This window comes from Marinobacter sp. 1-4A, from assembly GCF_016597725.1.
In the GTDB taxonomy this organism is placed as follows: domain Bacteria; phylum Pseudomonadota; class Gammaproteobacteria; order Pseudomonadales; family Oleiphilaceae; genus Marinobacter.
Genome location: NZ_VCGY01000004.1, coordinates 1 through 22,967, shown reverse-complemented (window position 1 = coordinate 22,967; position 22,967 = coordinate 1). Strand labels below are relative to the sequence as shown.

Annotated in this window: 22 protein-coding genes; 13 read left to right on the top strand and 9 right to left on the bottom strand. The window is 50.6% G+C overall.

Features of this window, described 5'->3' with window-relative positions; genetic code table 11:
* Positions 1 to 3: 3 nt before the first annotated feature.
* The 3 genes from queF to FE845_RS09925 are packed head-to-tail and all read right to left on the bottom strand — an operon-like array spanning position 4 to position 2,586.
* Entirely contained in the window at positions 4 to 822 is an 819-nt protein-coding gene (gene queF, locus FE845_RS09935; protein WP_200364059.1) for an NADPH-dependent 7-cyano-7-deazaguanine reductase QueF, read from the bottom strand.
* Between the two features lie 43 nt (positions 823 to 865).
* Positions 866 to 1,639 (bottom strand): ABC transporter permease, encoded by a 774-nt coding sequence (locus FE845_RS09930; protein ID WP_200364057.1) that lies wholly within the window; start codon positions 1,637 to 1,639, stop codon positions 866 to 868.
* Complete coding sequence (locus FE845_RS09925; RefSeq protein ID WP_200364054.1) at positions 1,636 to 2,586, bottom strand: ABC transporter ATP-binding protein; 951 nt, start codon at positions 2,584 to 2,586, stop codon at positions 1,636 to 1,638. Before FE845_RS09925 ends, FE845_RS09930 begins: the two co-directional genes overlap by 4 nt.
* 234 nt (positions 2,587 to 2,820) lie before the next feature.
* On the opposite strand from FE845_RS09925, the gene FE845_RS09920 reads away from it, so the two are divergent.
* Positions 2,821 to 3,966: a hypothetical protein gene (locus FE845_RS09920; RefSeq protein ID WP_227714255.1), complete on the top strand. Its 1,146-nt coding sequence runs from the start codon at positions 2,821 to 2,823 to the stop codon at positions 3,964 to 3,966.
* Between the two features lie 12 nt (positions 3,967 to 3,978).
* On the opposite strand, the gene FE845_RS09915 is transcribed toward FE845_RS09920, so the two are convergent.
* The 3 genes from FE845_RS09915 to FE845_RS09905 all read right to left on the bottom strand — a co-directional run bounded on the left by FE845_RS09915 (position 3,979) and on the right by FE845_RS09905 (position 6,394).
* Positions 3,979 to 5,289 (bottom strand): HD-GYP domain-containing protein, encoded by a 1,311-nt coding sequence (locus tag FE845_RS09915; protein WP_200364052.1) that lies wholly within the window; start codon positions 5,287 to 5,289, stop codon positions 3,979 to 3,981.
* A 167-nt stretch (positions 5,290 to 5,456) separates the two neighbouring features.
* A complete protein-coding gene (locus FE845_RS09910; protein ID WP_200364050.1) occupies positions 5,457 to 6,068 on the bottom strand; it encodes a hypothetical protein in 612 nt (203 codons plus the stop codon).
* 47 nt (positions 6,069 to 6,115) lie between these two features.
* A complete protein-coding gene (locus FE845_RS09905; protein WP_200364048.1) occupies positions 6,116 to 6,394 on the bottom strand; it encodes a PilZ domain-containing protein in 279 nt (92 codons plus the stop codon).
* A gap of 222 nt (positions 6,395 to 6,616) precedes the next feature.
* On the opposite strand from FE845_RS09905, the gene FE845_RS09900 reads away from it, so the two are divergent.
* Both FE845_RS09900 and FE845_RS09895 read left to right on the top strand, forming a co-directional pair.
* A complete protein-coding gene (locus tag FE845_RS09900; RefSeq protein ID WP_200364046.1) occupies positions 6,617 to 7,633 on the top strand; it encodes a Fe(3+) ABC transporter substrate-binding protein in 1,017 nt (338 codons plus the stop codon).
* 202 nt (positions 7,634 to 7,835) lie between these two features.
* Positions 7,836 to 9,524, top strand: coding sequence for an ABC transporter permease (locus FE845_RS09895; protein WP_200364044.1), 1,689 nt, complete (start codon positions 7,836 to 7,838; stop codon positions 9,522 to 9,524).
* A 9-nt stretch (positions 9,525 to 9,533) separates the two neighbouring features.
* Here the strand turns inward: FE845_RS09895 and FE845_RS09890 are convergent, their stop codons facing one another.
* Together FE845_RS09890 and FE845_RS09885 are read right to left on the bottom strand one after the other, a co-directional pair.
* Entirely contained in the window at positions 9,534 to 10,025 is a 492-nt protein-coding gene (locus FE845_RS09890; RefSeq protein ID WP_200364042.1) for a thioesterase domain-containing protein, read from the bottom strand.
* Between the two features lie 127 nt (positions 10,026 to 10,152).
* Positions 10,153 to 11,820: an AMP-binding protein gene (locus tag FE845_RS09885; RefSeq protein ID WP_200364040.1), complete on the bottom strand. Its 1,668-nt coding sequence runs from the start codon at positions 11,818 to 11,820 to the stop codon at positions 10,153 to 10,155.
* Between the two features lie 240 nt (positions 11,821 to 12,060).
* Here FE845_RS09885 and FE845_RS09880 point away from each other — a divergent pair, with 240 nt between their 5' ends.
* From FE845_RS09880 to FE845_RS09870, 3 genes are all read left to right on the top strand, one after another.
* Positions 12,061 to 13,035 (top strand): ABC transporter substrate-binding protein, encoded by a 975-nt coding sequence (locus FE845_RS09880; RefSeq protein ID WP_200364038.1) that lies wholly within the window; start codon positions 12,061 to 12,063, stop codon positions 13,033 to 13,035.
* Between the two features lie 69 nt (positions 13,036 to 13,104).
* A complete protein-coding gene (locus tag FE845_RS09875; protein ID WP_200364036.1) occupies positions 13,105 to 14,007 on the top strand; it encodes an ABC transporter permease in 903 nt (300 codons plus the stop codon).
* A 9-nt stretch (positions 14,008 to 14,016) separates the two neighbouring features.
* Positions 14,017 to 14,811, top strand: a complete 795-nt coding sequence (locus FE845_RS09870; RefSeq protein ID WP_200364034.1) for an ABC transporter ATP-binding protein — start codon at positions 14,017 to 14,019, stop codon at positions 14,809 to 14,811.
* 49 nt (positions 14,812 to 14,860) lie between these two features.
* Here FE845_RS09870 and FE845_RS09865 read toward each other — a convergent pair whose 3' ends face one another.
* Positions 14,861 to 15,679 carry a DUF6160 family protein gene (locus FE845_RS09865; protein WP_200364032.1) on the bottom strand — a complete coding sequence of 273 codons (819 nt, stop codon included), beginning with the start codon at positions 15,677 to 15,679 and terminating at the stop codon, positions 14,861 to 14,863.
* 603 nt (positions 15,680 to 16,282) lie between these two features.
* Here FE845_RS09865 and FE845_RS09860 point away from each other — a divergent pair.
* From FE845_RS09860 to FE845_RS09830, 7 genes are all read left to right on the top strand, one after another.
* A complete protein-coding gene (locus FE845_RS09860; RefSeq protein ID WP_200364030.1) occupies positions 16,283 to 18,421 on the top strand; it encodes an adenosylcobalamin-dependent ribonucleoside-diphosphate reductase in 2,139 nt (712 codons plus the stop codon).
* A 29-nt stretch (positions 18,422 to 18,450) separates the two neighbouring features.
* On the top strand, positions 18,451 to 19,149 hold the full coding sequence (locus FE845_RS09855; protein WP_200364028.1) for an NrdJb: 699 nt from the start codon (positions 18,451 to 18,453) through the stop codon (positions 19,147 to 19,149).
* A gap of 284 nt (positions 19,150 to 19,433) precedes the next feature.
* A complete protein-coding gene (locus FE845_RS09850; protein ID WP_200364026.1) occupies positions 19,434 to 19,769 on the top strand; it encodes a hypothetical protein in 336 nt (111 codons plus the stop codon).
* Between the two features lie 29 nt (positions 19,770 to 19,798).
* A complete protein-coding gene (locus FE845_RS09845; RefSeq protein WP_200364023.1) occupies positions 19,799 to 20,698 on the top strand; it encodes a hypothetical protein in 900 nt (299 codons plus the stop codon).
* A 35-nt stretch (positions 20,699 to 20,733) separates the two neighbouring features.
* Entirely contained in the window at positions 20,734 to 22,191 is a 1,458-nt protein-coding gene (locus FE845_RS09840) for a DUF262 domain-containing protein (protein WP_200364021.1), read from the top strand.
* A gap of 92 nt (positions 22,192 to 22,283) precedes the next feature.
* The gene (locus FE845_RS09835; protein WP_200364019.1) at positions 22,284 to 22,604 is read left to right on the top strand and encodes a hypothetical protein; all 321 of its coding nucleotides are present in this window, start codon (positions 22,284 to 22,286) and stop codon (positions 22,602 to 22,604) included.
* A 17-nt stretch (positions 22,605 to 22,621) separates the two neighbouring features.
* Positions 22,622 to 22,816, top strand: coding sequence for a hypothetical protein (locus tag FE845_RS09830; RefSeq protein WP_200364017.1), 195 nt, complete (start codon positions 22,622 to 22,624; stop codon positions 22,814 to 22,816).
* Positions 22,817 to 22,967: the final 151 nt, after the last annotated feature.

Sequence of the window (22,967 nt, the reverse complement as noted above, 5' to 3'; positions counted from 1 at the left end):
AGACTACTGACGAACCAACCTTGGCCCAGCTTGCTCTTCTGGCTCTGTGCTACGCCAAGGGTTGATATCCAAGCCTCCTCGGCGGGTGTAGCGGGCGCAAACGGTTAGACGCTCAGGCTTACACCGGCTCAGTAAATCGGTGAACACGGTCTCTACACAATGCTCGTGAAAATCCTGCTTCTGCCGAAAGCTTACGATATAGCGTAACAAGCCTGCGCGGTTAATGGCTGACCCGGTATAGCTAATCAGCACCGTGCCCCAATCGGGCTGCCCGGTTACCGGGCAATTACTCTTCAAAAGATGTGAGCACAGCTTCTCGCTAACCACCGCTCCGGAAGCGGAGAGCGACTCTGGTGCGTAGTCATACACCACGTCATCAACCGCTTCGTTATCAATCAACTCGTAGCCTGCCGGACGCCCGGTCGCTGGAGCAGAATCGTCCACACTGAGAAAACGCACATTCACGGCGGCTCCGCAGGCGCTGGACAAGTCACCGGTCACGGTTTCAACAACCTGATCAGCCGATGAGAACACCGTCTGATTCAGGGAATTGAGATAGAGCTTCAGGGATTTGGATTCAATAATGGAGGGCGATGCGGCCGGAAACCGGATTTCTGCCCAGGCAAGATCCGGAACACCGCCGGGGCGTAACCAGGAAATTTCCCATGCTTGCCATAAGTCCCCACCAAACCAAGGCCAGCGCCCATCTTCGAGACCAATGCGCCTACGATTCTCATCGCGCGCCACAGGAAACAGTAACGATGGATCGTAGCGATCCGGGTAATCGCTGGTTTTGCCTAGAGGCGCATTATCAAGGGCCATAGAGCTTCCTAAAAATAACCATTATTGAACAACTGTTACCGAGTTAATGCCGTATGCCCTTGCCCCGCGCCAACAACCTAAGCGCTATGAAGGTAAGCACAGCAATAAACGCGAGAATCATGCCAAGGGATACGAAGGGGTTTACGTCAGAAACGCCGAGTATGCCGAACCGGAACCCATTTACCATATACAGAATCGGGTTCGCCATAGATACGCCCTGCCAAAAGTCCGGCAACAGATCAATACTGTAAAACACCCCGCCAAGGTACGTTAGCGGCGTTAGCACAAAGGTTGGCACAATGGATACGTCATCAAATTTGGTTGCCAGTAGCGCGTTAATAAAACCGCCCACAGAGAACAGCGCAGATGTCAGAAATACAGTCACAACAACCATTGGTAGGCTGTGGATCTTTAACTGGGTAAACGCCAACGACAACAGGGTGACAATTACCCCTATACCTAGCCCACGCGCCATGCCACCCGTTACATAGCCAGCCAATATGACCCAGTTAGGTACGGGAGATACAAGCAGTTCTTCAACGCTACGCTGAAACTTCATGGAAAAAAACGACGACACCACGTTGGCGTAGGAGTTCGTTATGACTGCCATCATAATCAGGCCGGGCACTATGAATGACATATAATCGAAACCGCCCATTTCGCCGATTCGAGAGCCGATCAGGTTGCCGAAAATTATGAAATAGAGCGTCATGGTAACGGCAGGGGGCAACAGAGTCTGTGGCCAAATGCGGGTGAAGCGGCGAATTTCACGCAACACAATCGTCGTGTAAGCGGTAAACAAAGCCTGAGCATTCATGCCCTGCCCTCCGTCTTTGTTTCGCCTTTGGGTGCATTGTGCTCCACCATACGGATAAACAACTCTTCCAGCCGGTTTGCCTTGGTGCGCATACTGACAACTTTTACTCTCTGCTGCTCCAATTGCATAAACACATCATTTAGAGCCTGCCCTTTGTGCACATCCACCTCTAACACACCTTCGTCGTCCAGCCGACACGAAAAGCCCTCCAGATCTGGCGCGGTATCTAACGCCAACTCAGTATCCAGTAAAAATGTCTCAAGGCTTAGTTGCTGCAGAAGTTCCCGCTTGCTGGTATTCCTCACAATACGGCCATGGTCAATAATGGCGATATTACGGCACAGAGCTTCTGCCTCTTCCAGATAGTGGGTGGTAAGAATAATGGTGGTGCCCTGTCGGTTCATGTCTTCAAGAAAAGACCACATAGAGCGCCTTAGCTCTATATCTACGCCTGCAGTTGGCTCATCCAAAATTAACAGTTTTGGCTCGTGCACTAGGGCGCGAGCAATCATCAGCCTACGCTTCATGCCCCCTGACAACATACGTGCTGGCGTATTGCGTTTATCCCAGAGTCCAAGTTTTTTCAGATACTTTTCTGCGGAAACAGCGGCTTTTTTTAATGGAATCCCATAGTAACCCGCCTGAATGGTGACAATATCAAACACCTTTTCAAACTGGTTAAAGTTGAACTCCTGAGGAACAACGCCCAGATGAAGCTTGGCATCGGACAGATGGGTATCAATGTCGTAACCAAACACACTCACCTTGCCAGCACTCTTGGTTACAAGAGAGCAGACAATGCCCAATGTGGTTGATTTGCCCGCGCCGTTCGGGCCTAGCAGCGCAAAGAAATCACCCTGCGCCACCTTAAGGTCAATTCCCTTGAGTGCTTCAAACCCGCTGCCATATGTTTTGGTAAGCCCCTCGATGTCCAGAGCATTGGTCATAAAAAGTTCCGATTGAGAATTAGCAATGTTCAGGGAACATTAATTAGTTGAGGCTTATCAAATTTTTTCAAGGCTGGTGCGCACCTTCTCAGATAAGGCAAAATCCACAAACTGCGACAGGTATCCCGATATACCCCGATTTGCCTCCCTATAATGCGGTGACAACAATTTACAGAAGGCCGTCCACCGCTGCCCAGCTGGCGTGCCCCAAACTCAGGGAATGTACAACGAACCATGGCTGCCGTTCACCTAGCTCGCCCATTAATTACCCTGCCCCGCGTGTTTTTTGCTGCTTTGTTTATCAGCCCGCTACTGTCCGGATGTTCAAGCAGCGATGGCAACAACAGCAGCGATACCAATACCGGTAAAATAAACGATCAGGGAATCAGCGGATTAACCTACGAGACCGCCAGCCAATCCGGTACAACAAATGCCGAAGGCCAGTTTCAGTACTATCCGGGAGAGACTCTCAACCTTAGTGTTGGCAACCTGCCAATAGCCGAGGGTGTGCCAGCACAAGAGTGGATTACACCGCTGGAGTTCTTCCCCGATATCCGTACCCAACTCATGACACCCGCCGTTGATGAGGAAGGTCTCAGCACCCATGTAGAAACAGAGCAGCTACTTCTTAGAAACGTACCACTGACCAATCTCACACGCTTCCTGATGCTGTTAAACTGGACAGCCAATATCGAGGAAGGTGAAAGCATTGAAATACGTGACCGCGTTGTCGAACAGCTAAATGCAGCCCTGCCCAATCTCACTGCTCCGATTGATTTTTACGTTAGTGAAGCCGAGTTCGACGCAGCCGGCAACGCACCGTCTCCTGCAAACCAATTGCTAGCCGCCATATGCTTTTATCCAGAAGAAGATGAGTTATGTACAGCGCCCCCAACAGAAGACGATATTGAGACCGCGCCGATTCGGCCCGAAAACGAGGACGACTGGGACCCTGATGTGGAATACCAACAAGGTTTGCGCGCCAAAAGGCAACGCATTCTTGACTCGGTACGCTCCATGGAAGACATAGATGCGGAAGATGCTAGGGCCTATTTGACGCAAGAGCTAGACAGCATAAAAACTGAAATTGGAAAGCGATACTATCTCGATAAAGATACCGCTGAATCCCCGGCCAGCGACACCGCTATCAAGCAAATCAAGATTCGCCGCATTGACAGCACTGCTGAGCTTTCAGACATAGAAGCCATAACGACGCGCCCCCAAGATGTTGTTCTGCACTCCTATAGCTGGCAAACGGCGGAGGTAGAGTATTTTGTGGCCGGTCCCGCCGGTGGCGAATCAGAGATCGTGATTAGCTTTTTGCCCGAGGATACCTACAGGTGGGTACGGAAGACACTTAGAGTGATTATTACCGAGTGATATGGCGCGGGATTAGCGGCTAATAAACCGACTGATATTCCAACGGGATTCTGCGCCAGTTACATCGTAACCGGCCGGGTTCAACCCTTCAGTTCCATGGGCAAGGCATTCCTTGATAGCTAGCACTTCGGCGGCCGAACGGCTTTTATTGAATTTTGCCAAATCAATAACTTTAGCGGTTTTTAACGGCGTGTGATGACTGTCCGTCATAACCATCACTCTGGGCCACAGCCTGCGCTCGGGAGAGTGCGAAACCACAACGCCGCGCTGGCCATCCGTCAACTCCACAAGACTTCCTGAAGGGTAAATCCCAATCGCCTGAATAAAACTCTCTACAAGCTCATCCTGAAACTCAATATTCCGCATATCGTAAAGCAAGGTTACGGCTCTTGCAGGAGTCATAGGCTCTGCAACGCTTTCACGAGGCTCAATCAATGTTTCGAAGAACTCGGCAAGCCCGGCAATTTTCGCCAACAATGGAATTCTGTCGCCGCGAATACCTTCAGGAAAACCTGAGCCGTTATGGCGCTCGCGATGCCCTTGAACAACACTCATTACAGCTCGCGAAAGACCACTGCCCTCCAGCATGGCAACGCCTTTCTCGACATAAGTCCGATACACAGCATATTCGTTCGCATCATGCTGGCCTTCCCGGCTGAGCAGATCTTTCGACAGCTGGACTTTACCCACCTGCGATAATAGGCAACCCAAGCCGAGATGGTTCAACAGCCCTTCATTCAGCCCTAACTGTCGCCCGCAAACCAACGCCCAAACGGAGGTGTTGAGAGCATGCCTATATACGTGGCTATCATGCTGGTGAACACGACTTAGCCAAAGCAACGCATCCGGCTGACGAACAACGCTTCGCACCATCTTACTGATAATCGCAGCAACCGGGCGCAGGTCCCGCTTTTCCTGAGTGTTTACCGCTGCGTATAAACGCTCAAGCGCCACCCCGGCATCCTCGAGTAGATGCTTCGAGGTTTTGATCTCACGCTTTAGCGTGGTGACCGTCTGATATTTTACAGGTTCGCGAATGCTTAACGGAGGAAGGTGGAGCTTTTCGCGGCCGTCATTCCTACGCTGTCCTTTGGCTCCGAAGGCCGGTCGCGCAATCCTCGATAGCTCAACGGAGCCGCGGGTTTCAGCGACATCAATCGAAACCCATTTGCAGTAAGAAACCAAAGCACGGATATCATCCTCGGAACGAATGTGGAAGCCCTGAATGGGAAACGGCGTCTGGTGCCACGGCCGATCGAGATCAGACACAAACATGCCAACCTCAAGATCATGTACCGAAATTTTATGTTGACCAACGCCCACCGCTTCGCTCCTGAAGAGATACTTTTTGATTGGTACTATATTCAAACGATTGCACGAAATAGTCCATTACAATTTCGTAGCTGAAAGTAACAGCATCGGCACACAATGTAACGACTACTTTCGACCGGTAACAGCTTGTAGCAATGTGACGAAGTTCACAAAATCAATCAGGTTGGGTCACACGCCACACTATCAAACTTTGGCGGGCGAGCATTGAGGGACCCCCGCAGCGTTTTGCGAGTATAAACGGTGTAGGGAACAGTAGACGCGCGAATATAATCAACATTTACCGCATCCTTTCCTTCACCTTTGGTCGCGGATGCCGGTTCGCAAGTCACCAACAGCTCAAGCCGACCAGACACCGCGGCTATTCGTGCTTGCGGATCGGTTGCGTTTACCGCCATACATTGGTCATTCGAGTTTGCTGCTCCCCCTCCAGACGCTAAACGGTCCAGCCCGCTGTCCGCGCAGGCGCGGATACCTTCGCCGCAACTCCCCGCTTCTGCATGGCTATCATCAAACAACCGCCACACCCGCTCGCTGCACTGGGTTTCAAGTGTTATCGGCGTGGCCCGGTCGGACAAAAACCACCAATCGGGATACTCAGCGCTCTGCCAGGACACCCTGACAGTTCGCGGTTCGCCCTGAGAGTTCTCGGCCGGGAACATGGCGTAGTGGGAGTAATACGTTGCACAACCAGACTGCATAACCAACAACCCCAGCACAGCCAAAAGGCGCGATAGGCCATTGGTCGACTTATGAAATCGGGAAATGGTCATGAGTCGCACGTTATTCCTTAACGACAATCTCACGTTAGGACACCTATTTAATCGGCACTTTCGTCAAATTGTAACCCATAACCATCGACGGTTTTGCGAACGACCACCATCTTTAGCACTGGAGCTGGCACGGGAAGGCCTTGTACCTGAACATCCACCTTGTCCCCCATTTGCGGAGCGAACGGCTCATCATCAACCACGATGAACACGCCACCATCTGAAATATCACGCGTAGAGAAAGTAAACTCTCCCAACGATTCATGGGTTACTTTCACCTTGGCACTCATCGCGGTGCGACAATGTATTCTGCGGTCATCTACAGCCATCGGCAAGATTCCACTGCTTCACTAAGGTACGTTGTAGATTTCTGTGTTTTTGCAAATCATATCTTTTATATATTAAACAGAAGAATAGCACTATTTTGAGGGATTATACCAAAGGGAATATTGACTTCGGGCGAAACACAAATGAGAATGGTTGGCGTTTCTTGACAGCTGTAGAGCTCAAATGCAGCTACGAACCCAACACTCGCTTTTAAGGATGCCCTTATGCGCATGAAACTCGCTGCAACTGCAGCAATCGCCCTTACTGCTTTACCTATTGCCGCCTCAGCAAGCGACGAAGTGAATATCTACTCTTACCGGCAAGCCTATCTTCTTGAGCCGCTACTGAATGCGTTCGAGAAAGAAACCGGCATCAAGAGCAACGTTGTGTTTGCGAAGCAAGGTCTAGCCGAGCGTTTGGAGCGCGAAGGCCGTAACAGCCCGGCAGACATCGTGATGACCGTGGATATTTCGCGCCTCAACGAACTGGTAGAGCGCGATCTTGTTCAAGAGCTCGACAACGACGTGTTGGAAAAGAATGTTCCTGAGAACCTGCGTCACCCGGATGGCAAATGGTTTGGTCTCACTACTCGCGCCCGTTTGATTTACACCTCAAAAGACCGAGTGGAAGAAGGCGAAATCACAACCTACGAGCAGCTTGCAGATGACAAGTGGGAAAACCGTATTTGCACCCGCAGCGGCAAGCACCCGTACAACATCGCCCTGATTTCATCCATGATCTCGCACCACGGCGAAGCCGAAACCGAAACTTGGCTCAAAGGCTTAAAAGACAACCTGGCCCGCAAGCCCCAAGGCGGTGACCGTGACCAGATTAAAGCGATCGCAGAAGGCGTGTGCGACATTTCTATCGGAAACAGCTACTACTACGGCAATATGCTGCAGGACGAAAGCCAGCGCCCGGCCGCAGAGGCTGTTCGTTTGGTGTTCCCTAACGCCGACGGTCGTGGTACTCACATCAACATCAGTGGTGTTGCTCTAACCAAGAGCGCCCCTAACCGTGACAACGCTGTGAAGCTGATGGAATTCCTCTCATCTCCGGAAGCTCAAGGCATCTACGCAACCGCAAATACCGAGTACCCGGCAAACCCGACTGTTCAGCCTACAGGGCTGGTTGCAGAGTGGGGCAAAATCAATCCAGACAGCTTGTCTCTGCAAGAGATTGCAGACAAGCGTAATGCAGCCGTAAAACTTGTCGACCGCGTAGACTACGACGGCGAATAAGTGTTTTGGTGAAGGCGGCGCTGCCGCCTTCATTTTCACTTCCAGCAGTTCTCAATCACTATCAATCACAGGAACAAATGATTCTGATCATTGCAGAGGCAATTTGAGCTGACTACAATCGTCAACCTTCGGTCTGGCTTACCTCTTTACCAAATAACCAGAACCGTCGTTTTACCTCTTCCATTTTTATAACAGGAACCCTATGAGCGAGGCCGCGACCAGCGTTAACCCCGGGCTTACCCAGCCCTTGCTGGCAAAGCGTACCTCCCGCCGCTGGCTGTTCAGTGCTTTATTAACCACCGCCATTGTTGCCTTGCCGGTACTCTCCGTTATATTTCTCGCCTTCTTCCCGGAAGAGAATATCTGGCCACATTTGCTGGACACCACCCTACCCCGCTATCTGGTCACAACCATCAAGCTGATGGCGGGCGTTGGCGCGATTACTCTGGTCATCGGCCTTTCAACCGCCTGGGCAGTTACCATGTGCGACTTCCCGGGGCGTAAGTTTTTCGAATGGGCGATGCTACTGCCTTTCGCCGTACCGGCCTATGTAATCGCTTATGTTTACACGAGTCTTTTGGATTACGCAGGCCCCGTACAGGGCGCCTTGAGGGACTTGTTTGGCTGGACCAACGCAGCTGACTACTGGTTTCCTGAAATCCGCAGTCTGGAAGGCGCCACGCTAATGATAGGCTTGGTGCTTTACCCTTACGTTTACCTTCTTGCCCGCGCTGCTTTTTTGGAACAGTCGCCGTCTTTGTTTGCGGTCAGCCGCAGCCTTGGCCATTCAGCGCTGAGCACATTTTTTAAAGTGGTGTTACCCATCGCCCGCCCGGCTGTTGCGGTCGGCCTCTCGTTAGTACTGATGGAAACGCTAAACGATTTCGGCACTGTGGATTTCTTTGCGGTACAAACACTCACTGCCGGTTTATTCGACACTTGGATGAATCTCGGGAATCTCGGTGGTGCTGCCCAAATAGCCACAACCATGCTTATCTTCGTTGTTATTCTCGTTACGCTTGAGCGCTATTCCCGGCGGCGCCAGCAGCAGTTCGCAGCGAGGGATAACCGCGACCCTATACGCAGATTTACCATGTCCTTCCCAAGACAGCTCATTTGCGTTGCCGTTTGCGCCTTACCCGTGGTGCTAGGCTTTGTAATTCCCGGGGTTACACTTGGCGTGTATGCCTGGGAGTATTTTGGTGAAAGCTGGAACCCAGATTTCATCCGCAACACCTTCAACAGCCTTTTTCTTTCAGGCACCGCAGCACTAACCACGCTTTTGATCGGCATTACTCTCGCGTACAGCCGCAGGCTTCATAACACCCGTGGTATGCAGGTACTCATGCGTCTCTCAAGCTTAGGGTATGCAATGCCGGGCGCAGTGCTGGCTGTTGGGGTGATCGTGCCTTTGGCCGGTTTTGATAACTGGCTGGACAGCCTAATGCGGGACTACTTTGGCGTAAGTACCGGCCTACTGCTCAGCGGCTCCGCTTTCGCCATTGTGTTTGCCTACACTGTGCGATTTCTGGCGGTATCAGCAGGTAGCGTGGAAAGCGCGCTGCAGAAAATCACCCCGAGTATGGATATGGCCTCTCGGTCTCTGGGGAACAGCCCTGGCAAAACACTGGTAAAGGTACATCTTCCCATGCTGCGCGGCACATTGATAACCGCAGCATTGGTGGTTTTTGTAGACTGCATGAAGGAATTACCGGCTACGCTGATACTTCGGCCGTTCAACTTTGAAACTCTGGCGACCTACGTGTACCAATTTGCGTCTGACGAGCGCCTGTATCACAGCGCCTTGCCCGCGCTTATCATTGTATTGGCAGGCATCATTCCAATCATCCTGATGAGCCGCTCAATCTCCAACACCCGCTCTATCGCGTGATGGGGCACCTCAAAGCTGGGGCGCCAGTTTTGAGCGAGCGTCTTGAACCACAAACCGACCCTGAAACACAGCCACAGGATCACCTTGGGGCAAGGTGTTCGGCGCTCCGCAGAACACCTCAGTGGTCAAATCCAAACGGCCTTTGCCGTGCCTTGCAAGACTCTTTCTGAAACGTTCCGGTATCTCATCGCCCGGCAGGCGGCAAATCGCGTAGAAATCCGAGGTCACCGGGTCCAGATAATCAATACTGCCCGTCTGTACCACCACGCTGCCCTTTAAACCGAGATCGGCCAGTGCAAGCTCCGTAAGCCCCCAAGCCGCGGTTACAGCCACCGAGTAAACGCTACCACCAAATCCGGTGCCTTGGTGGTTGGTATTTTGCGCAAGCGGCGCACTGATAAGCAGTGAACTGCCATCCCAGGAATGCAATTCGATACCAAGCGCACGGGAAAGCGGAATTTCCTCATGAATACGCTTTTGGAATGCAGAAAGCTGAGCCATAAACCCCTCCTGATATGAGTTAATTCTATGCCCGTCATCCGCTTTTCCCTATGCGACCAATGTCGGCTCTAAAACGAATCAGGCCCGGCTTAGCCGGGCCTGATCTGAACACACTACAGCTTGCGCATTACTGCCAAACAACCTTCTTACGCTGCGCGTACCACTCGTTTACCTGATTCTCATAGGTGTTCTCAACAACGTTCCGCTTGAGCTTCAATGTTGGCGTCAGGAAGCTGTTCTCAATCGTCCACTCGTCGCTAACAATGATCACAAAGGCCAACTGCTCGTGGGGATCTACGGTTTTATTCACCCTTTCGACCAACTCCGTCAATTCCGCTTCAAGCTCCTTGCGCACATTCGGATCACCAACCGTTGGTCGAATACCTTCGGCTAACTGAATCATGGCAAAGGGCTGAGTCTGATTGGCACCAGACACGCAAACCAATTCAATCGACTGGTTTGCCATCAGCTTATTTTCAATCGGCGCAGGCGCGATGTACTTACCTTTGCTGGTTTTGAAAATCTCCTTCATCCGACCGGTGATCTTCAGGCGACCCATCTCGTCGATTTCGCCCTTATCGCCGGTTTTCAGATAGCCGTCTTCCGTAAAGGCAGATTTGGTGTTTTCCTCATCCTTATAGTAGCCCATCATAGTGGCTGGGCTCTTGATTAGGATTTCACCCTCAGGGCTTATTTTAGTGTCTACGCCCGGCATGGATTCGCCAACATACCCCGTGCGGGAACGCCCCGGCTTATTGATATGCGAGTAGGCAAAGTTCTCGGACATCCCGTAGCCTTCAAGCAGTTCCAAACCAAGGTTCCGGTACCAATCCAGCACATCTCCAGCCAAAGGTGCAGAGCCACTACCGGCCAGCTTCACTTTATCCAGCCCCAACCCTTTAAGGACTTTTTTCTTGATCAGCTTGCTGACTACCGGAACCTTCAACAGCTTGTTGAGTTTCTTCTGTGGCAGCTTTTGCAGCACACCCTGCTGGAACCTAACCCACAGCCGCGGTACCGATAGGAACAGCGTTGGTTGGGCGCGCTTCATATCGTCAACAAACGTGTCGAGAGATTCTGCAAAGAACAGATGAAAACCAGCATACAAAGATGCTAGCTCAACAAACGTACGTTCAAACACGTGCGCCAACGGGAGGTAAGACAACATGCGCTCTTCAGGGCCTACTTGCAGAACTTCCATGCCACCCTCGGCGGCAAAAGCCATATTGCGGAAGCTCAGCATCACGCCTTTAGGCTTCCCTGTACTGCCTGAGGTGTAAACGATGGTTGCAAGCTCATCCGCATCGCGCTGAACGTTTTCCTCCAGAGGCGGGTACTTGGCAACTATGTCATCCCAGGTTTCAAAATCGTTAGGTGGGCTCAGAGGGTAAGAAATGCAGCGAACAGATTCCGGAACACCCGGCTTCATCATATCCCAGTCATCAAGCTTGCCAACAAACAGAACGTCGCACTCTGCGTGGTTCAGTACGTATTTCACTGTGTCGGCATTCAGAGTTGGGTACAAAGGCACAGAAATGTGACCGGCCATCCAGATGGCCCAGTCAGTCATGATCCAATGCGCGCAGTTTTTGGAAATCAAACCAATACGGCTCTTCTCTGGCAAGTTCAGAGATTTTAGGTAAGACGCCATACGGCGAGCTTCATCAACAGCCCTTCCCCAGGTGTACTCCACCACTTTGCCGTTGCCAATAGGCTGAGTCATATACAACGAATTCGCCTTGGCAGACTCCCAGTGATAGACCATATCCAGCGGAAGCTTATTTTTTGTTTGCATGAACGTTCCTTGCATTCGTTATTTGATTTATTGAGGGCATTATTTAGACTTTAGTAGTGTATTTCAACACATTATGGCCCGTTAAAGCGTGACTCAGGCCAACAGATGAGAAACTCACCTAGAGAATGTCAGATCAGGCCACAACCACACTAACATGCCCTATCACCAAGTTGGCGGGGCTGTGATAAACTCTCGCACCTTATTACCGCAAACATCATAAAAAACCTCGGAGATAGGCATATGGCCAAGAAAACACTGCGCACCCTACTGGGCGCGTCACTAATGGCATTGACGAGTCTTTCAATGGCTGCAGAGCCTCGGGTTGTGGCAATTACACAGATTGTTGAGCACCCAGCGCTCGATGCTGTTCATCAAGGCGTTAAAGATGAGCTGGCCGAACGAGGTTATAAAGAAGGTGAAAACCTGAAGCTCATGCATGAAAGCGCCCAGGGTAACTCCGCCATTGCCTCTCAGATTGCGCGCAAATTCGTGGGTGAAGGTGTAGATGTGATTGTGGCCATCGCAACCCCTTCCGCACAAACCGTTGCTGCGGCCGCCCGTAATATCCCTGTTGTGTTTGCTGCCGTAACCGACCCAGTCGGCGCGAAGCTGGTAAAGAATGCTGAAGCACCGGGTGCGAACATTACCGGCGTAAGCGACATGCTGCCTATCGACAAACACTTGGACATGCTCCTGCGTATGGTTCCGGATGCCAAGCGCATTGGCACTGTGTACAACCCCGGTGAAGCTAACGCAGTGTCATTGATTGAACTGCTCGAAGAGCGCTTGGAAGCCCGCGGCCTGCCTTTGGTTAAAGGTGCCGCAACTAAAACGTCTGAAGTACTGGGTGCGGCCCGTTCTTTGGTGGGCAAAGCCGACGCCATTTACCTCACTACCGATAACACCGTGATCAGCGCGGCCGAAGCCGTCATCTCTGTAGGCGAACGCGCTAAAATCCCGGTATTTGCTGCCGACACAGCTACCGTTGCACGTGGCGCCGTTGCAGCACTGGGTTTTGATTACTACGACCACGGTCGCCAAGCTGGCGTAATGGTTGCGCGCATTCTTGAGGGTGAAAAGCCAGGGGATATGGCGGTAGAAACCATGGAAAAACTCAACCTGTTTGTTAACCCGGAAGCTGGCGAGCGCATGGGCATCACCTTGTCTGATGACATCATTGCCGAAGCTGCAGAAATCGTTAAGAGCGACAAGTAACGCCTGACTTACACGGGCGGGTTCTGTATAAAGGGCCCGCCCGTTTTTCTACCACAGCGAATCTTTCCCATGCTCAGTGAAATTGCATTTTACGGCGCAGTCGAAACTGGCCTTATTTACGGTCTGGTTGCGTTCGGTATTTACCTCTCTTTTCGTGTACTCGATTTCCCGGATCTGACCGTAGACGGCAGCTTCCCTCTGGGCGCAGCTGTTGCAGCGGTTCTTATTATGGAAGGCTGGAACCCTTGGTTGGCAACCGGCTCAGCGGTACTGGCCGGCATGGCCGCTGGTGCAGTAACCGCCATTCTTAACGTAAAGCTGAACATCCTGAACCTGCTGGCATCCATCCTCACGATGATTGCCCTATATTCCGTCAACCTTCGGGTGATGGGTCGGCCGAACATCGCGTTACTTGGCGAAGAAACCGTACTCACGCCTTGGTACTCGCTAGACCTCGCTTACCATCAGGTGCCGGTGCTTCTGTTCTCGATTGTGATCCTTATCTCCTTGATACTGCTCTGGCGATTCATGAAGTCAGAAACCGGTCTCGCCATGCGCGCCACCGGTGCCAATCCCAGAATGGCACGGGCTCAGGGTATAGCCACTGGCACTATGATCATCCTTGGTGTTGCTGTCTCCAACGGCATGGTCGGCCTCGCCGGTGCGCTGTTTGCACAGAGTCAGGGCGCAGCAGACGTAACCATGGGCGTTGGTGTCATTGTTATCGGCCTAGCATCATTGATTGGTGGCGAAGCGGTTATAACGCCATCTACCGTTGTTCGCGCTTTGATTGCATGCGTGGTTGGCGCCATCATTTATCGTCTGGCCATTGCCTTTGCCCTGAACGCCGACTTCCTCGGTTTACAAGCTCAGGATCTCAACCTGATAACAGCTGTACTGGTAACTCTGGCCATCGTATTGCCGGGCGTTCGCAGCTCACTGGTTAGCAAACTCACCCGCAAAAAAGCCTGAGGAGGCAATATGATCACTGCAACCGACCTCCGGCTTACCTTTGGCAAAGGCACCCCGCTGGAAAACCCCGCACTAAGAGGCATGAGCCTCACCGTCAATCAGGGTGAGTTTGTGACCGTGATTGGTAGTAACGGAGCTGGCAAATCTACCTTTCTTAATGCTCTGGCGGGTGAAACGCTGGTGGATAGCGGCACCATTGTTGTCGACAACGTGAACGTAACCAAACTGCCAACTCACAAACGGGCGGGCCGTGTGGCGCGGGTATTTCAAGACCCACTAGCCGGTACCTGCGAAGGCTTGAGCATTGAGGAAAATCTCGCGCTCGCCATCAAACGCGGCCAACGCCGTGGGCTGAGCACAGCGGTAAAAAAGCAGTATATGGAGCAGTTTAAGGAAAGCCTGTCTTCCCTAAACTTAGGGCTGGAAAACCGCCTTGGCGACAAGATGGGCCTACTCTCAGGTGGCCAGCGTCAAGCAGTCAGCCTGTTGATGGCAAGCCTTACGCCCTCTGCCATTCTCCTGCTGGATGAGCACACCGCAGCGCTGGACCCCAAAACGGCGGCCTTCGTTTTGGCGCTCACCACAAAAATCATCGAAGACCAAAAGCTAACGGCACTGATGGTTACCCACAGCATGAAACAGGCGCTGGAAGTTGGCACCCGCACAGTAATGCTGCACCAAGGGCAAGTGGTGTTTGATATTGAAGGCAAAGACCGGGAAGGTCTGGAAGTAAAAGATCTGCTGGAGTTGTTTGAAAAACAACGCGGGCTTTCAGTGGATGACGACAGCCTACTGCTGGGCTAACGAAAAGCGGGAGCCTCGTGAGCTCCCGCTTTGTTTACTGCACTAACCTCTAGTGACCGTAGATACGCATGGCCGTATCTGTGATCGCCAAATCATCAATAAAAATACTACCAATCGACTGCTGGCCAATGATCACGCCATCGATACCAACGTCTGCTCGAAACGAGGGCATATCAATAGCCAGAGACGACCAGCCGTTGGAGAACCGTGCGCCTTCGTAGATATAAAGATCCACTTCGGCAAACAGATCCAGCGGGCTTGGGAAGCTACGGTCGTAATCGGCACCGGTTATTTGCATGCCGCGAACACCAATGCCCAGAAACGGCACATCAAACTGCATGTTCTCTATCGCAAAAGCCGTTCTAAAGCGCATTATGTCTGAGGCCGTATCAATACGAATCGAGCCGCGCGCCATCAAGCCTTCCGCTAGAAAGTTATCAATCAGATCGGTGTACTCATTGCTTCCATCAGTCGCCGCCAAATACCAAGCCCCTGTGGTAACCCGGAAATCGACGGCACCAAAGTTGGTAGGCACAATATTAATGGCCGCATCACCATCGGCGAGTACATCAATATCGATACGAATGTTGTCCAGACGGTCATTGGCAGTAGGCCCGCCAATCCCGTTAAACCCGAAAAAATCCGTGCGCTCCGCACCGCCAATACTGATGTTCTCGATGGCCAAGGCACCCTCATCGAAATAAAGGAAACGGCCGATATCAATCTTTGTTTCAAGTTCAATGCTCACGCCTGCCTGCCCCGTGATGTCACCCATCATAGAATCATCCAAGCGTTGTATCTCAGCCATGACTGCAGGCGGAGCCCCTGCAATACACAGCGCTAGCAATGTAGGTTTCAGGCCTTTCATTGTTCTTTTCCTTATTATGGTCGTTATCACGTCCTGTGGGCCACTGCGATGTTCGACTCCACATCGCTACTTTAACGACACGTTTATTCTGAGTACGTGCAGAAGTCACAAATTGTGTGAGTTTGTTAACAAAATCAGCCTGAGCGGTATGTTTTTTAATCACAACATATAGTAATCCTTAGCTTTTCCACTCAAGCGCCGGATTTCCCAGAGTTTTCCTTCTTGCAAGCCATTTTCCATTGATTTTCTTTGCCGGAAGTCACTTATCAATAGTCCCGCTTAAATTCACAAACCACTATATCCTGTTATACTCCCCTGAAAATAAAACTACATATAGGGCTAACAGCTGTATAGCAAACATACGCCCAAACACGCCTTCCCACGGCCAAAGCCCCACAGGCTGCCGCAATCGGGGCGTGTTTATTGAGTGCTAGGGCGTTACCTCAGATTATCGCAAGCACCACATATAGTGTTTTTTCGGCGAGAAATTGAAAACAGCATAGAAAGCAAGAGCGCCAGCCCAGATTTTGCGGCGCTCTACAGGGACAGCGCCAATAATCGGTGCCTTCGACAACAGACATACTTGAAGATTTAGGGGTGGCAATGAACGCTAAGGCAGAGGCAGTGGTTACAACGATTCCGATGCAGGAAACTTCGCTCGACATCTGGAACAGCAAGTACCAGCTTAAAACCAAGACCGGCGAACCTGTAGACAAAGACATCAACGCCACATACCACCGCGTTGCTACGGCCTTGGCACAAGTCGAAAATAAAAGTGTGCGCACCGAGCAGATGAAAAACTTTGCCTGGGCCCTCAAAAACGGCGCCATTCCCGCAGGCCGAATTACCTCCAACGCCGGTGCCGAAGCGCACAAGCCTGCAACCTCCACCATCAACTGCACCGTATCTGGGTCCGTTCAGGATTCCATGAACGACATTCTGGAGAAAAACCACGAAGCAGGCCTAACTCTAAAGGCGGGCTGTGGTATCGGTTACGAGTTCTCTACCCTGCGCCCCAAAGGTGCTTACGTTGCTGGCGCCGGCGCAACCACATCTGGCCCGCTGTCGTTCATGGATATATTCGACCGCATGTGCTTTACCGTGTCTTCTGCTGGTGGCCGCCGCGGTGCCCAGATGGCCACCTTTGATGTTCACCACCCGGATGTTATCGACTTCATTCAGGCCAAGCGTGAAGACGGCCGCCTGCGCCAGTTCAACCTGTCTCTGCTGATCACCGAAGATTTTATTGAAGCCGTTCGTAACGACAGCGACTGGCATCTCTCCTTCCCGGTTACCGAGAAAGAAGTAGCGGAAGAAGGCCTGGACCTCACCGACCCAAATCAATTCGTATATCGTGACTTCCCGATATTAGACGGCTATGTGGTTAACGATGAAGGCAAGGTAGCGTGCCGCATTTACCGCACCCTGAAAGCCCAGTTCATCTGGGACACCATCATGACCTCCACCTACGATTATGCAGAACCCGGCTTCATCCTGATCGACAAGGTCAATCAGATGAACAACAACTGGTTCTGCGAAGACATCCGCGCCACCAACCCATGCGGCGAACAGCCCCTGCCCCCTTATGGCAGCTGCCTGCTGGGTTCTGTGAACCTGACCAAGTTTGTGGACTACCCGTTCACCGAAAAGGCCAGCTTCAACTATGAAAAGTACCGCAAGGTTGTGGGCATTTTCACCCGCATGCTGGACAACGTAGTAGAGATCAACGGCCTGCCACTGGCCGAGCAGCGCCACGAAATCACCTACAAGCGCCGTCACGGCATGGGCATTCTGGGCTTGGGCTCAACTCTTGCCATGCTGCGCATGCCCTACGGTTCTGATGAATCTGTACAGTTCACCGAAGACGTAGTGCGTGAAATGGCCGTGGAAGGCTGGCGCCAGTCGCTGGCACTGGCCGAAGAGAAAGGCGTTGCGCCCATCATGGACGACGAGTTTGAAATTACCCCGAAAATGATGGGTAAAAACCCTCAACTGGCCAAAGATGGCCATAAGATCGGCGATAAACTGCCAGGCCGCGTGCTGCACGCCAAATACAGCCGCTACATGCAGGAAATTGCCAAAGTTGAGCCAGAGCTGGTTGAAAAACTGGCTGAGAAAGGTGGTCGCTTTACCCACCACACCTCCATTGCACCCACTGGCACCATCAGCCTGTCGCTTGCCAACAACGCCAGTAACGGCATAGAGCCAAGCTTCTCGCACCATTACGCCCGTAACGTCATCCGCGAAGGCCGTAAAACCAAAGAAAAAGTCGACGTATTCTCCTTCGAGCTGCTGGCCTATCGCCACCTGGTAAACCCCGGTGCCATGCCCTTCTCAGACGAAGAAGACAAAAAACTACCCAGCTACTTCACCACCGCAGATGATGTAAGCCCGGCACAGCACGTAGATATTCAGGCTGCCGCCCAGAAATGGGTAGACTCCTCAATCTCAAAAACAGCGAACGTACCCACCGAATTCGCGTATCAGGACTTCAAAAACATTTACCTCTACGCCTACGACATGGGCCTAAAAGGCTGCACCACCTTCCGCTTTAACCCGGAAGCCTTTCAGGGCGTACTGGTAAAAGAGAAAGACCTTGAAAACACCCTCTACGAGTTCACCCTCGACGACGGCAGCAAAGTAGAGCTGAAAGGCAACGAACAGGTAGAGTACGATGGCGAAATGCACACCGCCGCCAACCTGTTTGACGCGCTCAAAGAAGGCACCTACGGAAAGTATTGATCCGGAACACCGACACAGGACATTTAGAAATGACAGTTAAAATCAGCAATAAAATCGTCGGCTACCGGGTAAAGAAAGCCGACACAGACGCACCGACTGAACAGCAGGCACCGGCGCAGCAGGAGCCAAAGCTGCAGAAGATGAATGAATACATCGAACGGCCAGATTTTCTCGTGGGCACCACCTACAAAATCAAGCCGCCCGTGGCCGAACACGCGATGTACATCACCATCAACGACATCTTGCTCAACGAAGACACAGACCACGAAAGCCGTCAGCCGTACGAAGTGTTCATCAACTCCAAATCCATGGAGCACTTCCAGTGGGTAATCGCCCTCACCCGCGTAATCTCTGCGGTATTTCGCAAAGGCGGCGACCTGACCTTCCTAGTGGAAGAGCTGCGCTCCGTATACGACCCCAACGGCGGCTACTTTAAAAAAGGCGGCGTATTCATGCCCTCCTTGGTGGCTGAAATTGGCGCGGTCATTGAGAAGCACCTGAAAGCAGTAGGCCTGATGGAAAGCGAAGAAATGAGCGAAACCACCAAACGCATCCTCGCCGAAAAGCGCGCGGAGTTTGAAGCCAACAACGCCAAGGCAACCAACGACGACAAGGCTGGCGACTTCCCACCCAACGCCACCATGTGCGGCAAATGCAACACTAAGGCGGTAATCGTGATGGATGGTTGTGCGACTTGCTTGTCTTGCGGGGATAGTAAGTGCGGTTGAAGTGCGTGATTGGTAGGTAAAACAGAAAGGCCTTTAGCTTGCGCTTCGGGCCTTTTTTGTTTGTGCCCGCACCCACTGCGACCGTGTAATCGCGTGACCGCTTCGTTATTGCGTAGTGATATTACATAATTTGATAATTTTACGCTGGTAATTGCTTGGTTTTAGGCTACTTTTTTGAAAAGGCTCCTCAGATTCAGAGTAATAACGAAGCGTACTTTTGTGGATGTCAAAGATGTCTAATCATGAAGTGGTCGGTCTAACAAGCTGTTATGCCGGGTGAGGAAATGGAAGAGTACGTATCCATACACGGCGATAAATGGAAAATTTCCGATATTAATGAGCAAATAGAGTGGGCGCGGGAGCAAGTGTGGAAAAAGCAAAAGTGGCTGCCACGAGCTGCTCTCGTATCTAAAGGTAAAACGTCAGAGTACGTTGGCCAAAGTTATCGTCCTGAGTATACAAGGCTGGTAGAGGATGGCTGGAGTCACGACCATTGTGAAATATGTTGGTGGTCGTTGTACGAGACGGATAATCCTGAGTCAGGTGTAGGGTATACAACTGATGGCCGCACCTGGCTCTGCTCCGAATGCTATGAGAAATTTATTGTGCCTAAGGCATAACAAGCTGTTATGTTTTCTAAGGAGTCGAGTTGAGCACTAAAATTCTATGCTCCAATCAGGAGATACAATCAGACCCAGAACTAAGGGCAATGTTTGATGTTCCAGTGGGGTTGTTGGATCCAAATCATATATCTATTGATGAAAATTTAAAAAAACAAATATTGCGCGATCGCTATCATAATAAACTGATAGCTGACGGATTGGAGACTGGAAGGTTTTTTTATGGCGTGAACGGACAGCTTCAATTTAGAACAGGATTGCAAGCGCATTCATTTGCAGGTTACATTTTCGAAGCATATGCGGTGCAATGCTTTAATGATAACAAGCAAACAATTGGTCGGAATGCTTTTATTTGGAGCACAAAACGGCAGCAGCCAAATCAAACCTACGTCGACCAATTCAAAGCTATTGGAACTGGATTTATTACTACATCGAGCTCATACCCTCAGTTTTATAATCCTCAACACCAATTGGATGTCCGATTCATCAGGAAAAAGCCAAAAACGGAAATATATGAACCAGCCACTCAACAAGGAACAACAGTAGGTGCTGGAATTCAGATTAAAGCGATTACCGGTAATGAGCGAACAGAGATAATAGATCCTCTACTTTCAGGTAAGTACACCCATATTTTAACGTTTCTTAGGCACGCAGATGGTGTTCATAGCTATGAGCGTTGTATGCAAATCGTTAAGAAGCTTTTTAAAGATGGTGTAATTGGGTTGCATGAACGAAATAAGCTTGAAGATGGCATTAGAAATCCAGAAAGTTTAGGTATGGATCAGAGAAATATCGATGATTACTATCAATACATTCTTTATTGGTTCAATGGTCGAGCGGAGATTGATCAAAATATCTATGATGGTATCGGCTTGGAGGTCAAAGGATATAAGTACGCAAATGGTCTTCTGGTTCCAGAAGATGAGTAAAAACATAACAAGCGCAGGCAATCGGACAGTAAAAAGTGTCACGTCTTTTGTTCCAAAAGCCGCGCCACTTTTTCCTGCCGTTGCTGCGGGCGTTAGACGGAACGGCATATTCCGTGTACTACAACAAACAGGGAGATAAAATGGTATCTGAAGAAGAATGTTTACTTAGCTTTGATGATGACGGCGACGAAGCGGTGCAAATTGCACCAGAAAACAACCGAATTCATACCTCAAGTGGAGATCTTGAGATTGAATCTCTCCACAACAAGAAGAAACGTGGTCGCCTTGTTCTTCAGCCAGATTTCCAGAGGCAGTACGTATGGGATGCAAAAAAGGCAAGCAAGTTAGTTGAATCTGCAATACTTCACATTCCTCTGCCGATTATTTATTTATCAGAAGAAAAAGACGGCAAGGAATACGTTATTGATGGGCAGCAAAGATTGACGTCGTTCTTTTCATTTATTGATGGTCAGTTCCCTGACGGAAAAGCATTTAAGCTTAGCGGGTTGAATGTATGTTCAGAACTAAATGGCAAGAAATTTAGTGATCTTTCAGACGAGCTGCAAGACAGAGTTCGCTACTACAAGATACGCGCTATTACCTTCCAGAAAGACTCTAGCGAGAACCTGAAATTTGAGATATTTGAGCGCCTTAACACAGGGTCTGTTCAGCTCAATGATCAGGAATTGAGAAATTGCCTCTACAGGGGTAATTTTAATATCGCCTTGAAAGAAATGTCAGAAGATCCAGATTTCATGTTTATATGCGGCCTTAAGGGCCCAGACAAGCGAATGAAAGACATTGAGTTAGTTCTTCGTTTTTGTGCTTTCTATCACAAGACATATCTGAATTATAAAGCGCCTATGCGTAATTTTCTAAATACAGAGGCGGCTGAAAAAAGAAACATTTCAGACAAAGAAGTATCAGAGTTGAAATCTGCGTTTAAGAATGCATGCCAAATTATTCGGTCGGCTTTTGGAGAAAACTCATTTAAACGCTTCTACAAGGGGAAAGATGGCCAGCCAAACGGATACTGGGAACCCAAAAAGTTCAATGCGTCCCTGTATGACATACTGATGTATTCATTTGCCAGAGAAGATAAAAATAAGGTGTATCAGAGCCTTGATTCTGTGAAAGAAGCTTTGGTTTATTTAATGACTGAAGATCAAGAGTTTATTGACTCTATTGAACTGTCCACTAGTTCAGTTCAAGCTGTAACTGTGCGCTTCGACAAGTGGCGGTTATCATTGCAGTCGGTTCTTGGTATCAATCAGAAAGAACCTCGCTGTTTCAGTTTTAAGTTGAAAGAAGAGATGATGGCTTCTGATCCAACGTGTGCAATTTGTCAGCAGCGAATTCAGTCTGCAGATGATGCGGCTCTTGACCACATAAAGCAATATTGGGTTGGCGGGAAAACTGTCCCAGAGAATGCAAGACTTACGCATCGCTACTGTAATTGGGCTAGGCCGAGAAGTGATACAGGTGTGGTCTAACAAAGCCAAGCACGGCGACAGCTTTTTCGTTGCGGCTTCGCCTTCACTACAAAGCTGCGCGTGTTGGCGGCGTTATATGCAAAGGAGGAAGTATGGGATTCTTCGGCGGGCCTTCTAAAGGCACTCTATTGACCATGTCTCAGGGCATCGCCGCTGTTGCGATGCAGATTCAGATGGTCCAGCAGGCAGAAGGCTCGGAAAGAGAAGCTATTTTGGCGAGCATGCGCAGTGAAGGTGCGCCAACAAGCATGAATGAGCTTGTTCAAATGGCGGCATCTGTAGTTCGAGAGCAGGGCATGGGCTGGTACAAAAAGAATCAATTTCTCGGGATGATCTTTGGTAGTTTGGTGAGCATGGGGTTTTCCGCAGCCGACGCAAACTACATCAAGGGTCAAATTGAGCTGCTCTGTTGAAGCGGGGGGAGTGATAGATGTCTATTGTGAGCATTATCGCATTCATAGTGGCCGCCCACAGCGCGGTTATGATTATCGTGCTTCTGGCTAATCCTGATTGGTACGTAAGCAAGGCCATAGCTGCAGGAGTTACTCCAAATATATCCGCTGCAATCACTGCCAAAGTGATACTCGCTGTGGTGGCTGTGGTTATAGGTGTTTATGCGCTTTGAGAGGCATATAACAAGCTGCGCCAGTACGCGCTGGACTTCCCCCGATGTAGTGGACACGCATCGATAACTCCGCAGGAGGAGCAAAACGATGCCGGAAATGATCACGGGGAAGAAAACCCAGCAGTACAGCACTGAGTTCAAAGTCAAAGCG

Coding starts and splice junctions, on each gene's coding strand:
- queF (WP_200364059.1), bottom strand. CDS start 822: ATGGCCCTTGATAATGCGCCTCTAGGCAAAACCAGCGATTACCCGGAT.
- FE845_RS09930 (WP_200364057.1), bottom strand. CDS start 1,639: ATGAATGCTCAGGCTTTGTTTACCGCTTACACGACGATTGTGTTGCGT.
- FE845_RS09925 (WP_200364054.1), bottom strand. CDS start 2,586: ATGACCAATGCTCTGGACATCGAGGGGCTTACCAAAACATATGGCAGC.
- FE845_RS09920 (WP_227714255.1), top strand. CDS start 2,821: ATGGCTGCCGTTCACCTAGCTCGCCCATTAATTACCCTGCCCCGCGTG.
- FE845_RS09910 (WP_200364050.1), bottom strand. CDS start 6,068: ATGACCATTTCCCGATTTCATAAGTCGACCAATGGCCTATCGCGCCTT.
- FE845_RS09905 (WP_200364048.1), bottom strand. CDS start 6,394: ATGGCTGTAGATGACCGCAGAATACATTGTCGCACCGCGATGAGTGCC.
- FE845_RS09900 (WP_200364046.1), top strand. CDS start 6,617: ATGCGCATGAAACTCGCTGCAACTGCAGCAATCGCCCTTACTGCTTTA.
- FE845_RS09895 (WP_200364044.1), top strand. CDS start 7,836: ATGAGCGAGGCCGCGACCAGCGTTAACCCCGGGCTTACCCAGCCCTTG.
- FE845_RS09890 (WP_200364042.1), bottom strand. CDS start 10,025: ATGGCTCAGCTTTCTGCATTCCAAAAGCGTATTCATGAGGAAATTCCG.
- FE845_RS09885 (WP_200364040.1), bottom strand. CDS start 11,820: ATGCAAACAAAAAATAAGCTTCCGCTGGATATGGTCTATCACTGGGAG.
- FE845_RS09880 (WP_200364038.1), top strand. CDS start 12,061: ATGGCCAAGAAAACACTGCGCACCCTACTGGGCGCGTCACTAATGGCA.
- FE845_RS09875 (WP_200364036.1), top strand. CDS start 13,105: ATGCTCAGTGAAATTGCATTTTACGGCGCAGTCGAAACTGGCCTTATT.
- FE845_RS09870 (WP_200364034.1), top strand. CDS start 14,017: ATGATCACTGCAACCGACCTCCGGCTTACCTTTGGCAAAGGCACCCCG.
- FE845_RS09865 (WP_200364032.1), bottom strand. CDS start 15,679: ATGAAAGGCCTGAAACCTACATTGCTAGCGCTGTGTATTGCAGGGGCT.
- FE845_RS09860 (WP_200364030.1), top strand. CDS start 16,283: ATGAACGCTAAGGCAGAGGCAGTGGTTACAACGATTCCGATGCAGGAA.
- FE845_RS09855 (WP_200364028.1), top strand. CDS start 18,451: ATGACAGTTAAAATCAGCAATAAAATCGTCGGCTACCGGGTAAAGAAA.
- FE845_RS09850 (WP_200364026.1), top strand. CDS start 19,434: ATGGAAGAGTACGTATCCATACACGGCGATAAATGGAAAATTTCCGAT.
- FE845_RS09835 (WP_200364019.1), top strand. CDS start 22,284: ATGGGATTCTTCGGCGGGCCTTCTAAAGGCACTCTATTGACCATGTCT.
- FE845_RS09830 (WP_200364017.1), top strand. CDS start 22,622: ATGTCTATTGTGAGCATTATCGCATTCATAGTGGCCGCCCACAGCGCG.